This window comes from Enterococcus casseliflavus, from assembly GCF_029215545.1.
GTDB classification, from domain to species: domain Bacteria; phylum Bacillota; class Bacilli; order Lactobacillales; family Enterococcaceae; genus Enterococcus_D; species Enterococcus_D casseliflavus.
On record NZ_CP119393.1, the window covers coordinates 186,171 to 202,529 of the forward strand.

General features: G+C 35.2%; 12 protein-coding genes and 1 pseudogene. 12 read left to right on the forward strand and 1 reads right to left on the reverse strand.

Annotated elements, in window-relative coordinates; genetic code table 11:
* Positions 1-61: 61 nt before the first annotated feature.
* The 10 genes and pseudogenes from P0G38_RS00860 (at position 62) to P0G38_RS00905 (ending at position 10,772) form a co-directional block, all read left to right on the forward strand.
* On the forward strand, positions 62-1,030 hold the full coding sequence (locus tag P0G38_RS00860; RefSeq protein WP_010748916.1) for an ABC transporter permease: 969 nt from the start codon (positions 62-64) through the stop codon (positions 1,028-1,030).
* Positions 1,020-2,282: an ABC transporter permease family protein gene (locus tag P0G38_RS00865; RefSeq protein WP_074536228.1), complete on the forward strand. Its 1,263-nt coding sequence runs from the start codon at positions 1,020-1,022 to the stop codon at positions 2,280-2,282. The genes P0G38_RS00860 and P0G38_RS00865 overlap by 11 nt, the downstream gene beginning before the upstream one ends.
* Positions 2,275-2,958: an ABC transporter ATP-binding protein gene (locus P0G38_RS00870; protein ID WP_010748918.1), complete on the forward strand. Its 684-nt coding sequence runs from the start codon at positions 2,275-2,277 to the stop codon at positions 2,956-2,958. The genes P0G38_RS00865 and P0G38_RS00870 overlap by 8 nt, the downstream gene beginning before the upstream one ends.
* A gap of 181 nt (positions 2,959-3,139) precedes the next feature.
* Positions 3,140-3,271: pseudogene (locus tag P0G38_RS00875) on the forward strand (mobilization/cell filamentation-like protein); the annotation flags it as partial.
* Positions 3,272-3,536: 265 nt separating this feature from the next.
* Entirely contained in the window at positions 3,537-3,989 is a 453-nt protein-coding gene (locus tag P0G38_RS00880) for a MarR family winged helix-turn-helix transcriptional regulator (protein ID WP_010748920.1), read from the forward strand.
* A 186-nt stretch (positions 3,990-4,175) separates the two neighbouring features.
* On the forward strand, positions 4,176-4,886 hold the full coding sequence (locus P0G38_RS00885) for a B3/B4 domain-containing protein (RefSeq protein ID WP_010748921.1): 711 nt from the start codon (positions 4,176-4,178) through the stop codon (positions 4,884-4,886).
* Between the two features lie 388 nt (positions 4,887-5,274).
* Entirely contained in the window at positions 5,275-5,736 is a 462-nt protein-coding gene (locus P0G38_RS00890; RefSeq protein WP_010748922.1) for a helix-turn-helix domain-containing protein, read from the forward strand.
* Between the two features lie 131 nt (positions 5,737-5,867).
* Positions 5,868-6,074, forward strand: coding sequence for a hypothetical protein (locus tag P0G38_RS00895; protein WP_005230526.1), 207 nt, complete (start codon positions 5,868-5,870; stop codon positions 6,072-6,074).
* Between the two features lie 171 nt (positions 6,075-6,245).
* Positions 6,246-6,539, forward strand: a complete 294-nt coding sequence (locus P0G38_RS00900) for a hypothetical protein (RefSeq protein WP_074536226.1) — start codon at positions 6,246-6,248, stop codon at positions 6,537-6,539.
* Positions 6,540-7,547: 1,008 nt separating this feature from the next.
* Positions 7,548-10,772: a bacterial Ig-like domain-containing protein gene (locus P0G38_RS00905; protein WP_275853667.1), complete on the forward strand. Its 3,225-nt coding sequence runs from the start codon at positions 7,548-7,550 to the stop codon at positions 10,770-10,772.
* Positions 10,773-11,855: 1,083 nt separating this feature from the next.
* On the opposite strand, the gene P0G38_RS00910 is transcribed toward P0G38_RS00905, so the two are convergent.
* Positions 11,856-12,605: a helix-turn-helix domain-containing protein gene (locus P0G38_RS00910; protein ID WP_217634956.1), complete on the reverse strand. Its 750-nt coding sequence runs from the start codon at positions 12,603-12,605 to the stop codon at positions 11,856-11,858.
* 233 nt (positions 12,606-12,838) lie between these two features.
* Here P0G38_RS00910 and P0G38_RS00915 point away from each other — a divergent pair, with 233 nt between their 5' ends.
* Together P0G38_RS00915 and P0G38_RS00920 are read left to right on the forward strand one after the other, a co-directional pair.
* Positions 12,839-14,896, forward strand: a complete 2,058-nt coding sequence (locus P0G38_RS00915; protein ID WP_275853672.1) for a bacterial Ig-like domain-containing protein — start codon at positions 12,839-12,841, stop codon at positions 14,894-14,896.
* Positions 14,827-15,882, forward strand: a complete 1,056-nt coding sequence (locus P0G38_RS00920) for a bacterial Ig-like domain-containing protein (RefSeq protein ID WP_275853675.1) — start codon at positions 14,827-14,829, stop codon at positions 15,880-15,882. The genes P0G38_RS00915 and P0G38_RS00920 overlap by 70 nt, the downstream gene beginning before the upstream one ends.
* Positions 15,883-16,359: the final 477 nt, after the last annotated feature.

Sequence of the window (16,359 nt, forward strand, 5' to 3'; positions counted from 1 at the left end):
GATTAATTCAATAAGCGCCAAAGGTTATGCTAACATTAGGAAAGAGAAAAGAGGGAATTTTTTGAAAAGAACACTTTTTTTCGTAACAAATCTAATTTTTCTGATTGCAACACTCATAAATGCTTTTTCCTTTTTTTATTTTTTTTATCAAAGTAATTTAGACTTTGTTTCCAATAATTTTACGTCTAAAGAGTCAGTACGTCTTATTGTTAATAATAATCTATCTTCCGAAACATGGGGAAATTTGCTAGGTGATCAAAAGAAAATGCTTGTTGTAAAAAATTTAGAAAGTAATTTTTACTATAAAGCAATCTATACTAACTACGACTGGTATCTTCCACTTTCTGAGGGGAGAAACTTTGTTAAAGAAGATTTCTATGATGGGAAGAACAGAGCGATTGTCGGAAAAGAATTGGCTTCTAAAAATAAAAACAATGTAAATATTGAAGGAAAAAATTACGAAGTCATTGGCGTATTAGACGGATCCTATTCAAAAAATTTAAACAAAACGGCTTTAATTAACATTGATTCACTGGAAGGAACTCAAACTCAAGGTGTTTATCAAATTAACTCAAATGAATCAGCGATGGAAAAAGTAAAAAAACATTTGATCAATGATATTTCCGCCATTACGTATTCCGATGATACCAAAATATATAATGCGAAAAATACAGAAGGCAATAATAATTTGTTGCGCTATTCTTTTCAAATACTCTGCTTGTTAGGGGTAGGAATTTGTATATTTTTCTATCTTACTTTATCTCAATCTACAAATTATTTAAAAAAAATTATAGGGATATCTAGAAATACGGTTCTTATAGAAGAGATAAAACAGTTATTAGCTGTATGGTTGGTTGAGAGTGTTCTAGTTTTAACTATTCTATATTTTCCTTTTAAAAAATATATTTATGATTCGATACATTCATTTACAACTAATTATATATCTTCTCAGTTTCTTATCATATGTAGTGCAGCTACCCTATTTATTCTTCTTTTCTTGAGAAATTGGAGGAAGCTTGATGAAATTTAGTAATTATCTGTCAGAGATTTTTGAATCTGTTAAACGAAAAAAACATTTGTTATTTTTCTACAGTTTGTTTTTGTTGTTTTCATTTCTAACACTTTCAGTTTCTAATGTTATGTCACAAGAAAATAGTAATGAAGAGAAAAGGATCTCCACTGGAGATACTAAAACGTTCAAGTTAGTTGATAATCTAATTGGAGAAGACGAAGAGAACTTTTTAAAAAATCTTCAGAGTGTAAATTACCTCTCGTCTATGTATAACGAATTATTGGGAAGCACAATAGGAGAATACCAAGTGATTGGAAGCCAAGGTATAAACTATTTAGAGGAAAACAATTTGGATACTCAGTTTATTGATAACTATGAACATATTGTTAATGTTATTGATAATATGAGTAGTGATGAAATTCCATATAAATCACTGCAAATAAACAATAAGGTGCTTCAACGTTTTAAACTTAGGTTATCACAAGGAAATTTGTTCTCACAAGAGGATTATCAATACAATGACAATAAAATTTCGGTGATATTAGGAGACAATTATTCAGAATACTTTTCTGTTGGAGACAAAATTCAAATTTCTTATTTATTTAAGAATTTCGAAGCTAAAGTAATCGGTTTTGTTGAAAAAGGGGAAAGAATTGTTTTTAATGAGTATGATGATTATGTATTAGATGATCGTATTATTCTTCCTTTCATCGAAAAGGCTCCCCAACAACTAAATAAAGAAGATTTTTCATTTTTTCAAAAACATTTTTTAAACGGAATTAATGGATACTATCAGGTGCCTGATTCTTTATCGCAAGAACAAATGTATAAATTCGTGAATGAACTTTCTCAGCCTTACCAAGTTGGTACAATTGATTTGATAGGAGAATCAGGATTTCATCTATCTTCTATTCTATATACGATCACTAAAAACAATAGGTTACTAAAACTAGTTGCTTATTTTTCAATTGTTGTATTAATAGCGGTAACGATAGTATTTTCTTACTTAGAAATGTTTCGTGATAAAAAGGTTTACCATTTACATTTGTTTTTAGGTGCTACAAAAAAAGAAATTCGCCAGTACTTCCTTGGAGAAAAAATATTACTTTTATCTAGTGTTGTAATTATCAGTGTGATTATAACCAATTACTTAGGGGTAGTTACCAGTAGCTTTCTGATATCATTACTATGCCTGGCGTTATTACTATTTTTATTATTTTATCTCTCAGTAACCATAATTCTTAAGAAATGGAGAATTACAAATGATTAGTATTCAAAACGTTGCACTTCAAATAAAAGATGGTCGGAATAAAAAAGAACTTTTTGAAAATCTTAACTTAACTTTAAATGAAGGCCAAAAAGTCGCAATCATGGGAAAAAGCGGCAGTGGCAAAACAACATTGTTAAAACTAATTGCGGGATTGATTAAAGCAGAAACAGGAGCTATCATTTTTGATGGAAAGAATTTAAGCAGTATGAATGCGAATGAGCGAAGCTTCAATCGTTTAAGGAATATTGGATTTATATTTCAAGATAATCCGATGATTGAAAGTAAGAATGTTTTTGAAAATATTGCTTTACCACTAAAATATTTAGGTGTGGAGAAAAAAAATGTGGAGAAAAAAGTTCATGTTATGTCAAAGCGCTTAGATATTTCACACTTACTATCTGAGAACCCTAGCTATTTATCTGGCGGTGAAAAACAAAGAGTAGGAATTGCTCGAGCACTGATTACTGATCCAAAACTTATTTTGGCAGATGAACCAACTGGTTCACTAGATTCAGAGACAGAATTAATGGTATTAGATATTTTTCAAAGAATTGAATGGAATAATACGAGCTTTGTAATGGTGACACATGACGCTTCCGTAGCAAATATTTGCGATGAGCTATACATGTTAAAAGATAGAAAACTAGAGAATTTTCAAGACTTTAGAAATATCTAAAATAATTTTGAATTCTACTATCAGCCGTAGCAAGAGATATTACCAGCGAATTTTGAAATTGATTTAATTCATAATGGAAGGGGTCAGAAACTTTTTAGTTTTTGATACGCGGGTAAACTCTCGGTATAATAGGCTTGAGATCGTTCCATAAATTTATTTCATAAAGTTAAGGGGATTTTGCATGATTTTAGATAACAATTTGGGTTTAACCAATCAAGCTACGTTAGACAAGGCTGAAGAAAAACTCAGCAAACAAAAAGCGAAGGAATTATATGATTCTGGGAAAATAAATGAAAGCGAAGTAGGTTCATTCCCTGTTGTACTAAGCAATCAGTCTTTATGAATTTGATTTTGAAATTAGGAGAAATTCGGATAGTATTTCTACTTGGAATGATTGTAAAAGGAGAGTACAGAGAAGTTTTTCTCGGTATTCTCCTGCTTTTTTTGAGAACAGAAACAACAAGCTTATGCCATGCACCCATTTTCTAAGAGTGAGTAAAAAAGTAAACCAAGCTCATTATTGTTGCATATGCAACAATAATGAGCTATTATAGTGCTAGATAGGGAGGGGATAGTTCGTGGAGGATATACTTCGTGAGATAGGTTCGATCAGTAGAATGTTGGAATCCATTGCTAATATTGAATTTAAAGAGGTTCAACTCAGTAAAGGACAATACATTTACTTAGTTCGTATATTTGAAAATGAAGGAATTATTCCTGAACGATTAGCCGAACTCATCAAAGTTGATCGCACGACTTTGTCCAGGGCAGTAAAAAAGTTAGAGGAAAATGGGTTCATTCTAAAAGAGTCAGACAAAGAAAATAAAAAAATCAAACACTTATACACAACCATCAAAGGAAAACAGGCGGTTCAATTAATCATAAGAGAAAATAACTATTCAAATAAAGTAGCGATTCAACAGTTATCTGCTTTAGAAAGAAAAAATCTTGCGGAAATGCTGGCAAAAATAAAATCTTCGGTAGAAGTTGATTGGGTCAACGTCAAGAATGGGATCAAAAGAGACTATTGAACGAATAGCGCCGCTAGGGAGATTGGCTCTGATTGAATGTACATTCATGTTACCTAGGAAAGGAAGCACAGGTAGCTGATATTTTGTTAAAAAGGATATAACGAGGATGTCTGCTGAAAAAACAAAGAGCCTGAAAAATAAAGGACAGGAAGTTGTTCAAATAAACTTAGTAGGAGTGTAGAGAAAGTGAAGAAAATAATGATCGATCAAGAATTTTGGGCGCTGTTTCCAGAAGCACAAATCAACTGCCTTGTTGTAAAAAATATAAACAATGTTGCCGATGCTGCACAAGAAACGTTTTTTACTGACTTGCTAAAAAGTAGTAAAGAACAAGCAAAGCGCTACTTAACGACCGATACCTTCAGTGAAAATCAGGTGATCCAAGAATGGCGAAGTGCTTTTCAGCAATTTAAAACGAAAAAAGGGGTACGCTCTTCCATCGAAGCACTGTTGAAACGGGTGAATCAAGACAGAGAATTTTCTCCCATCAATCCCCTAGTAGATATCTATAATAGTATTTCCTTGAAATATGGTGTCCCTTTAGGTGGAGAAGATCTCGATACAATCGTTGGCGACCTTCATTTAGGCGTTGCAAAAGGCGGCGAATCCTTTTTCCCTTTAGGTGCAGAAATTGACTCCCCAGCCTTGGCAAATGAAGTCATTTATTATGATGAGAAAGGTGCGATTTGCCGATGCTTGAATTGGCGGGAAGCCCAACGTACGATGCTAACAGAAGAGACCACCCATGCTGTTTTATTCATTGAGTCGATCAATGAAACGCAACGGGCTCGGGCGAATGAAGCAATCAAAGAATTAAGTCTGTTGATTCAAGAGTATTTTAACGTAACAGGTGATGATTATGTGCTAAGTAAAGAAAGTCCTGAAATCATTTTGTAGGGATGAGCTTGTTGTCTATAGGATAAGATTGATTTACTGAATGCTTGAAAAATTCTAATAGAGAGAAAATCTACTATTATCAAATTTTCTTGAAAAACGAGAGAGGGACAAAACTGAGAAGTTTTTGTCCCTCTTTTAGTCATTTGCACATGTTTCTAATTTCTGATTTAACTGTGTCTCATTGGACAATATTTAGAAGGTAATCAGAATAGGTTTCCTATAATGCACAGCAACTATTGTTGTAAGGAAGGATTCGGTAGTATGTTTCAGGCAAATCGCCAGAAATAGCTAAAAAGCCACTCTATTCTACTCTCTTTTTCAAGAATTCCTGTTAAATGGTAGGTTTTATGTCAAAATGAAAGGTAGAAATGAATGAGGAGTGGTTGATATGAAAGAAACGATATTAGCAATGAAGCTGAAAGAATATAGAGAAAAAAACAAGCTAACGCAAAGTAGGCTAGCAGAATTATTAGAAGTAAGTGACAAGACGATCTCAAAATGGGAGTTAGGTGCTACGTACCCTAGCAAAAAAAATATGATCAAAATAGCCGAAGAATTGGATATTTCATTAGAAACATTACTTTTGGAAGAAACTAAGAAAGACAATGAGGATCTAAAAGTAAGCATCAAGTATGGGGTGATTAGTTTTTGCTTGATCTTTTTTGTCACGATGATCGTAACTTCATTCAATCAAGACTTCAGCACGATTATGAATCTTTCTATTCAAGAAAAGTTAGGAGTATTTTTAACCACCGCTTTAAAATTATTGAGCATCTCTGTGCCGCCAGCGATCATCATTGGCTCCGCGTTTTATTTTTATATCTTCCCAAAAAATAAAAAGGAGAACTAACCATTTCCTCGATTTCGACGGAAATGGTAGATTAGGGTATAGGAATCAAGTCATGGACAGAAAAACGGCATTTTAGGTTCAGTACGACTAGTGTAAAAAGCGTGTAAATTTTACAAGAAGGAGAGAGCAGGATGGGATTATTTGGTAAAAAGAAAGAAGTCAGAAATTTAACGAAGGAAGAAGAAGCAGAAATCAAAGAAGAAATGGCACGACAAATGCTTTCAAAAAACGAAAATGATATTGGTATGGTCAAGAAAATCAAAGACCTGACAAACATGAGTACAGGACAAGCGAAAGAGCTATTCCTGAAATTCAGGGATGAGTTAACCGAGAGATAGCGGATAGGGAATCAGCCAACAACAGCCTTTCAAATGCGAGGCAGATTCGCTTCATTGACAGTTTATGCGGTTGAAAAGGATACGTCTTCTGGTCAGTCAGTATTACAAAATTCGGTTACGCCATAGCACTTCTATTACAATCAATTTTTCTTCAAATGGAGGGGCACAACGATGTCAAAAGATTTAAAAAAGGTTTACAGTATTACGATTATTCAGGTAGTGATTTACGTGATTGCATTAGCCATGGCTTTTCTCAATCGTGGGATCTCACCGAACTGGCCCTTCTACTTGGTCCTAGTAGGAATATTAGGAGGATTTTTTATCCCCAAAAAATATCGCTCACAATTTTCTTCGACTGCTCCGGGTATTTTTTTAAAGAACCGTACGCGACGTACAGAAAATATAATCGAACTGACCGTCACTTGTTTTGTCATTTTTCTGGTTATTTATTTAAATATTGTCTAGAGGGGGTGTGCCTATAGAGAATATGAAAAAGAAGTAACTGTTAGTGTTTGTAGATCTTTATTTACTTTAGTTGATGTAGAAAAAAGTTGAATAGAGCATTATGTATTCTTTACGAAGTGCCATTTATAAATCGGTAAATTGATTTGTATTCAATAGATCGAAAACCTCTCATCCATTTGAGAGGTTTTTTTAGCGAGACAAAAAACAATCACGAATCAAAAACTGAACAGCGGTTGGTCACGTTGCGTATTCTTACGAATGTTGTAACAACCCATTTACGTATCTTCCTTTAGCGTAAAGAAATAAATTAGATCACGGCAATCCGCACCGTGCTTTTTTTATTTTGAAACGCTTTTTATAGAAATGTACAACATTCTCTATTCTTTACCAACAACCGCTATTCTCCGAGCTGTCACCACAATTAAGATAATATTGGAAGTTATAAATCGATTGTATCCGTCATTTTTAAAAACGAGAATTTAATGGAGTTTATAGATATTTTCTTTATCAAAGAATATATACCAGTTTTTCACTCCGTTCCTTAGGTGTGAGTAAATCGATATCAATATAGTGTCGGATAACCACACAGTCAGTCAAGAACCTATGAAAAAAGTAAACAATATACATGGTTCTAAAACACCATTCTCGTGCACTGTTATACCAAAATGTCAGTTCTCTAGTGAGAAGCATCCAAAGTCTGCCGTTCTAATATTTTAATCCCATGAAAAAAATAGAAATTCCTATACACACAAAAAAAGGATAATAGAAAAAGTACGATTATTGTTTTTGATTAAATAATTATATGGATGAGAGGTTTAAGATGAAGAAATAATCGATAGTAAGGCCCTTTGAATTGTAGGTTACGCACTTTTAAGATACACATTATAAACCATAGCATTTAGCAAATAATTTTATGTAATAACCATAGTTAGGTGGTTTTTTTAATAAATTAAAATGCGTAATTTAATGCTAAGATGCCGTTTGTTAAATCGAAACGAGGAGAAAAAAATGAAAAATAAACATATGCACCTTTTTTTAGTTGGATTATTGTTTGGGTCAATTGTAATGAATCCAGTACAAGCATTGACAGATACGCTTGGAATAGCACCCGCTCAAGAACAAGAAGCTGGCAATCTTTTATCGGAATCTTTGAATAGCTTTGAAAAAAGTGAAAATCAGGAACAGACGCCTGATAACAAAGATGTACTTTCTGAAAGTGAAACAAAGGAAAACCTTTTGGAGAATGAAACGTCAAGCAGTCAAGAAGATAATGCTGCTAGTAATGAGGAGCAAGCGAATAATAGTAAAGAACTATCCGATAGCCAGTCATCTGAATCCGATACGAGCGAAAGTATGACAGATAATGCTGACCAGAATCAAATACATAAAAAAGACTCGAAGATGCTTATGACTCCAACGGAAGCTTCAGAGACGTTCACTTATGATTTAACAGTCGAATATGATCCTTTAAAATATATTTCATTGGATGTAGATTTACCAATCCCTGAAGAGTATAAGCAGGATGAGCTATATTTTCGTCTTACATTGGGTGGCGATTATGGTAATTTTTACGAGTATAAATCAAATGAAAAATTTCTTGTCCTAGGATCATCACATAATAATCCAGTAATAGGTGTAAATCCATTGCATATATCATGGGATAGTTTCCTCCAGGGATGGGGGCTTGAGGGTTTTAATTTTCTCGGTTTTACTGTAGTTATTCCTTATAAGGATGCTAACGGGAATGACCTATTTACAGGTACGTACAATATCCGTTTTACAAACAGTCACTTAACCATTAAGTATGTAGATGAATCAGGTAATGAAATCTACCCTTCACGTCGAATTGATGATAGTACAAATCAGCCCTATGACGTTTCAACTAGTGACTATATTCCAGAAATTCCTGGATATGAGCTAGATACAAGTAAGTTACCTGTCGATGCTATTGGAAAATTTAAACGTGGTGAGTTTACCGTTACCTATGTTTATCAGAAAGCACAAATTGATTATACCGATATTTTGATTAAAGATAGTACTATTTATACACAGGAAACATGGTCACCAGTAGATAACTTTATCGAAGCTTCATCAAAAGAAGGAAAACAGCTAACCTATGAGGAATTTTTGGCAAATGGCGGGATTGTTTCTGGTACAGTAGACACACAGACAGCGGGTACTTATACGGTTAGTTATACTCTCAATAATCTAACCAAGGATGCAACAATAGTTGTCAAGCCTCGGCTGACCGCTATAAATGTCTCTGATTCAATAATCTATGTGGGTGATCCATGGCAAGCAGAGGATAATTTTGAGAGTGCATTAGACAAAGATGGCCACGATGTTGATTTTTCAGCCCTAACGGTCGATGCTAGTCAAGCAGATACAAGTAAAGCAGGTAGCTTTAAAGTCACTTATACGTATGACGGTGTGACGAATACAGCGGTTGTTACAGTCAAAGAAAAACAAACTGCGGTGAACGTCCATGATTCTACGATCTACGTGGGAGATAGCTGGCAAGCAGAAGATAATTTCGATAGTGCCTTGGATAAAGATGGTAATTCGTTAGACTTTCAAGATATAACGGTAGAAGGCAGCGTAAATACCAACACTCCGGGGACATATCAAGTGAATTATCGCTATGACGGCGTGACTAGTACGGCTACGATTATTGTCAAAGCGAATCAAACCGCAGTCAATGTACATGACTCCACGATTTATGTGGGCGAAACCTGGGAAGCAGAAGATAACTTCGACAGTGCGTTAGATAAAGATGGCAACGACGTTGCACTTTCAGATCTTACGGTTGATGCGAGTCAAGCAGATATGAGTAAAGCAGGAACTTTCGAAGTTACCTACACGTATGATGGTATAACCAGTACAGCGATTATTACGGTCAAAGAAAAAATGACCGCCGTCAATGTCCACAATTCTACGATTTATGTGGGAGACAATTGGGAAGCAGAAGATAACTTCGACAATGCGTTAGATAAAGACGGCAACGACGTTGCACTTTCAGATCTGACGGTCGATGCTAGTAAAGCCGACACGAGCAAAGCAGGGAGTTTTGAAGTCACGTATACGTATGATGGTGTAACGAGTACAGCGATTGTTACAGTCAAAGAAAAAATGACCGCCGTCAATGTCCACGATTCCACGATCTATGTGGGAGATAACTGGGAAGCAAAAGATAATTTTGATAGTGCGTTAGATAAAGATGGCAACAACGTTGCACTTTCAGATCTTACGGTTGATGCGAGTCAAGCAGATACAAGTAAAGCAGGCAGCTTTGAAGTCACGTATACGTATGATGGTGTAACGAGTACAGCGATTGTTACAGTCAAAGAAAAAATGACCGCCGTCAATGTCCACGATTCCACGATCTATGTGGGAGATAACTGGGAAGCAAAAGATAATTTTGATAGTGCGTTAGATAAAGATGGCAACGACGTTGCACTTTCAGATCTTACGGTTGATGCGAGTCAAGCAGATACAAGTAAAGTAGGAACTTTCGAAGTTACCTACACGTATGATGGTATAACCAGTACAGCGATTATTACGGTCAAAGAAAAAATGACCGCAGTCAACGTTCATGATTCTACGATTTATGTGGGAGATAATTGGGAAGCAGAGGATAACTTCGACAGTGCGTTAGACAAAGATGGGAATGACGTGGCGTTTTCAGCCCTAACGGTTGATGCGAGTCAAGCAGATATGAGTAAAGCAGGAACTTTCGAAGTTACCTACACGTATAATGGTATAACCAGTACAGCGATTATTACGGTCAAAGAAAAAATGACAGCCGTCAATGTCCATGATTCTACGATCTATGTGGGAGATAACTGGGAAGCAGAAGATAATTTCGATGGTGCGTTAGATAAAGCAGGCAACGACGTCGCATTTTCAGCCCTGACAGTAGATACTAGTCAAGTTGATCCGAGCAAAGCAGGTAGTTACAAAGTAACGTATAGTTATGATGGAATTACAGTAACGGCCACCATCACAGTAAAAGAAAAACCTAGCCCAGAAGAACCTGCAGATGATTCAGAGCATACATCACAAGAACAAGAGAAAGAGAATCAGAAAAAGATAAACTCTGATAGTAAGAAACATGAAGCACTTCCGAAAACAAACGAAAGTAAATCAATGGTTGAATTAGCAACAGGGTTCATAATTGTGTTATTGGTAGGTGTAATTTTCTTTTGGAAAAAAAGAAAAGCGAATAAATCGTAATGATTAAATAAAGTACTTGGGAATGGATCCCAAGTACTTTATTTGTGTATGATAAATTTTTATCAGAACTAAAGGTACAAATGTAACCTAATAGTCGCAAATTATTATTTATCGAAAATGATTGGCATAAGACTCTCAGAAATTAGTATCAATTTTAAAGAGAATATTGAAAAAATCGTACCAAGAAAACGAGCAGTGTATGAGCATGAACTAAGCCGTTCTATTATAGATGTATCACTTCAATAGATAATTCATATGCTTTATTGAAAAAGGAATTTCTTCCTAACAATGAATGAATAGATTGGATGTTGAGTATTTGTACCCGAGAAAAATGCACATCTATAACCTTTACAAACTGAATTTTTCCTTTTGGATGTGCTGTTTTTCCAAATAAACACGTTGAATCAGAAAAAGTAACTCAGCCCATCGTCCGTCATTTTCTATCGAGTTCAAATAAAACACTTTTTTCTTAGGATCGGATCGCACTAATGTATCAGTAACGACGATATCGGCTATCTCGTAATTATCGGTAATATTGATGTGTTCTTTATTAAAGAAGTTCATAAGACTATTTTCAATATAAAAACTGGCGGAATAGTCTTTTACTAGTTGTAAGTAGATTGTAACTTCTGTCTTTATATTAGCGGTGTGGAGCGTATAGAGCAGACTTGATAAATATTTGGTGTGATTTTCATCTTTGGTGTAGATAGAAACAGTTTTTTTTATGACATTCATATAGTCATTTTGAACATTTGATCGAAAAAATAAAGGTGGAATAAATAGTTGGGCGAAGCAGTCAATCGTATCTCCTATCAAAAAATAAAAAGCGTTGAATAAGGTTAAATAGTAGAGAACAAGATGCCTGTTCTGATCAGAGAGTTTGTCGTTTATTAGAACAGAACTAGCTGCCAAAACGTCGCGAGAGAAAGTGCAATAAGAATGATCTGATTCGAAAAAAGTTTTTCCTAGTTTTATCTTTTCTTCTATAGGGATAATGTCTGAAATGAAAAGATGGGAAAGAAAATTAAAATAGAGAATCTCGTTATTTTTCGTACTATCATCAAGGGATCCGAAGCTGTTTTTTTAAAAGATTACTGCTGCATCAAAACTTTCAAAAATAATTGTAAACAAAGTTCGAGTCAATAAGGATTCTGGTTGAACCAAACGATGATTACTATGGATTCTTGTTTGCAAAATAGCATATAAAATATAAAGTGATCTATTTTTTGTAAAAGAACGTTTGTAAGATTCTTCCAGGATTTCTTCGGGAACTGATGCGCGAATACTGTGAAGGGAGATATCTTGAAATGGCCACTCTAAATCATGAAAAGAATCTTGCAAGTATAGATAAGAGAACAAGCGAATATTCATTTCATCTCCAACTAAAGTATAGTAGCCTTCCCTAACTGTAATGCGGAAATCAAAACTTGAGAAAAACTCATTTAATTTTTGGGTTAGTATGTTTAGGTAACTAGGGGAGATAAAGAGCTCATTTAATATATGATCTTTATTCAGTGAGCTTCTAGTGAGCAATAACACTGTATAATTGAAGGTTGCATTATTTTTTAATAGTTGCAGTTTCAGCGAGTATGCCGAAGAGACTGAATGTTCTTTAAATTCAGAGTTGATTTTTATCATCCCAGAGTTTTTTATGAGAATAAAACTGCTGATGCTATGAAATTCCTCAAAATGCTTGTTGATGATGGTTAAGGTATCACGTACTTTTCGAGGAGTGATCTGCAGGCTTTCGGCAATTTCTTTTGTGGTTGTTTGTTCTTTGTTTATGATAAAAAATAAAACAGATATTTCCCTTCTTAAGTAATCAGGTATCACATAATCCTCCCCTTTTCTCCAACACAATTTCCGTACATTGGTATACCAGAATTGTAGATAGCGAGCGCTTTTTCTGTGTGCTATCATACCACCATGATTTAAAAAACGCAAAATAATCTAACGTTTTTTTATTGCTAATAAATTTATTAATTACAAATAAATGTTGTGCGAAAATAATTTTCATTAATAAATTGAATATGTGATAAATGTAAGAAAGAAAGGCAGCGCTAAAAATGAAAAAAAGATTAGTAATACTTTTTAGTATGTTTATATTGACAATCCCTTCTGTGATAAATTCCAGCCAAGTCGTAGCTGATGTTATTGAAAATCGGCTAACACAAAATGAAGAAGATCTTACTCCAAATGAAACAAGCATCGATGATAGTGGAGAAAAAACTTGTGAAAGCAATACAATGAGTAAAGAGACCGTTATTAACAATAATACTTTAAAAAGTGGATCGCAGACCGATGGGGCTGATTTTGTCAGTGAAACCGTTGCAACTAAGGAGAGCGTTGAACATACTGAACCAACGGAAAGTAAGACAGTTTCGAGCGACCAAAAATTAAGTAGTAAGGAGGGGGGCAATGACAAGGAGAAGCAAGCAAATAGTTCCGCTGTTGGCGACATAGCTACGGGAACAAATGGAACGAGTGCTTGGGTAATTGATGAAAATGGGATTTTACATATTTACTCAGGGAAGCTTCCTGAATTTCCAGCGGGAGGTGATAAGCCATCGTGGTTTGACTACAGACAGTCAATTAAAAAAGTTGTGTTGGAGGGAGAGGTGATTGCAGGCACTCACCTTGACTATTTTTTTGCGTACCTTACAAATGTAACTCAAATTGATAATTTAAATTTCTTGAATACGAATGCCACAACAACTATGATAGGTACTTTTCAACATCTGCCTGCACTTAAACAAATAGACGTATCCGGTCTTAATACGGCTAGTTTAGTTTCAATGGATTCTATGTTTTTTGGTTCAAGTGCACTTACGACTTTAGATATTTCAAGTTGGGATATGTCTAATATTGATACGTGGAAGTATGACACTAGCGCATTTCCTCCTAACTTGAATTATATAACTTTAGGTAAAAAAACAGTACTTGGCGGCTATTATTTAAATGCGCCACCGAATGACGGAGTTTACGGTGGTGTTTGGATAAATGTTGAAACTAAAGCTAGGTATGATAGAGAAAAACTAACTAAAACCTATGATGGTGATACGATGGCTGGCGACTATATGTGGGCGAAAGTTCCTAAATTAAATGTAAGGAACATTACCTTATATACAGGGGAAAGCTGGAACCCACAAGATGGTTTTATTTCTGCCTCAGACGATTTGGGAGATGAACTATATTCTCTGACTAATGATATTAAGATCCTTGGTGATCAAGTAGACTTAAGTTACCCAGGCGTTTATGAAGTAGAATATCGGTACTATTATAATAGTGCCAATACTACTAATTCTGTCAGCGGTATCTCTAAAGTGACAGTAAAAGATAATAAAACGACAGTCAATGTTCATGATTCCACGATCTATGCAGGAGATAGCTGGCAAGCTGAGGACAACTTTGATAGTGCATTAGACAAAGAGGGCAATTCGATATATTTCCAAGACCTTGTGGTTGATGAGAGTAACGCCGATACGAGTAAAGCAGGGACCTTTGAAGTCAAGTACACGTATGATGGTGTAACCAGTATAGCAACCGTGACAGTCAAAGAAAAACAAACGACAGTCAATGTTCATGATTCCACGATCTACGTGGGGGATAACTGGCAAGCAGAGGATAACTTCGATAGTGCGTTGGATAAAGATGGCAACGATGTTGATTTTTCAGCTTTAACTGTCGATGCTAGTAAAGCCGACACGAGTAAGGTAGGTAGCTTCGAAGTTGCCTATACGTACGACGGTATAACCAGTACAGCGATCATTACGGTCAAAGAAAAAATGACATCCGTCAATGTCCATGACTCAACGATCTACGTGGGGGATAACTGGCAAGCAGAGGATAACTTTGACAGTGCATTAGATAAAGATGGTAATTCAGTAGATTTCCAAGATCTTGCAGTCAATGATAGTGAAGCCGATACGAGTAAAGCAGGCAGCTTTGACGTCACCTATACGTACGATGGTGTAACGAGTACAGCGGTCATTACGGTCAAAGAAAAAATGACAGCCGTCAATGTCCATGATTCTACGATTTATGTGGGAGATAATTGGGAGCAGAGAATAACTTCGACGGTGCTTTGGATAAAGATGGCAACGATGTTGACTTTTCAGCCCTGATGGTGGATGACAGTAAGGCAGATACGAGTAAAGCAGGTACCTTTGAAGTCGCGTATACGTACGATGGTGTAACGAGTACAGCGATTGTTACAGTCAAAGAAAAAATGACCACCGTCAATGTCCACGATTCCACGATTTATGTGGGAGATAAATGGGAAGCAGAGGATAACTTCAACAGTGCGTTGGATAAAGATGGTAATTCGATAGATTTCCAAGAACTGACGGTCGATGCTAGTAAAGCAGAAACAAATAAAGCAGGTACTTTTGAAGTCACATATACGTATGATGGTATAACGAGTACAGCAATTGTCACAGTTAAAGAAAAAATGACTGCCGTTAATGTTCATGACTCAACGATCTACGTGGGGGATAACTGGCAAGCAGAAGATAACTTCGATAGTGCGTTAGATAAAAATGGTAATTTAATAGATTTCCAAGATTTGACAGTTGATCCCAGTAAAGCCGACACGAGCAAAGCAGGGAGCTTTGACGTCACGTATACGTATGATGGTGTAACGAGTACAGCGATCATTACGGTTAAAGAGAAAATGACAGCCATCAATGTCCATGATTCTACGATTTATGTGGGAGATAAATGGACGGCAAAAGAAAATTTTGACAATGCATTAGACAAAGCAGGAAAGAAAGTCGTGTACGAAGACTTGACAGTAAACGCCAGTCAAGTTGATACGAGCAAAGCAGGTAGCTATGAAGTATCGTATAGTTATGATGGAATTACGGTAACGGCTACAGTCACAGTAAAAGAAAAACCTAGCCAAGAAAAACCTGCAGATGATTCAACGCATACGACACCAGAACAAAAGAAAGAGAATCAGAAAAAAACAACTTCTGATAGTAAGAAACAGGTAACACTTCCTAAAACAAATGAAAATAATTCAGTAGCTGAATTAGTAGCAGGTGTCATAATTGTGCTTCTGACAGGTGTAATTGTCTTTTGGAAAAAAAGAAAAGCGAATAAAGCATAATGGCTAAAAAATAAAGTATGCAGGATTTATTTCTGGGTACTTTATTTTATTTGAAAAAGACTTCAGCCAAGTTTCTCTTTCTTACTAGGTTAGAGAGAGAAACCTTCACAGAGGCCATGTAGATTACATAAAATCAACTCCCGAACAACAGAAAATAGATGATGAATCTATTAAATTTACTGTTCAGAAATGACTTTTACGAATTTCTTTATGCAATTTTTGCAAATCATCCGATATAGTGTAAGGGACTATAATACCCTGGATTTTGTTACATTTCTTGTATAATTTATTCGTTTTATTATTCTCTCTAACATAGAAAGAAGCTAATCAAAGAATCGTTTCTTATAATTAGCTTCTTTTTTATTACTTAGCTATTGTGGAGAGATATCATGTTACCATTTTATTTACTTATTCCTAGATAGTTTTCTTATCATAACTTTTTGTTTGTCTGATTTTCTTATAACGATAACCAAGAGT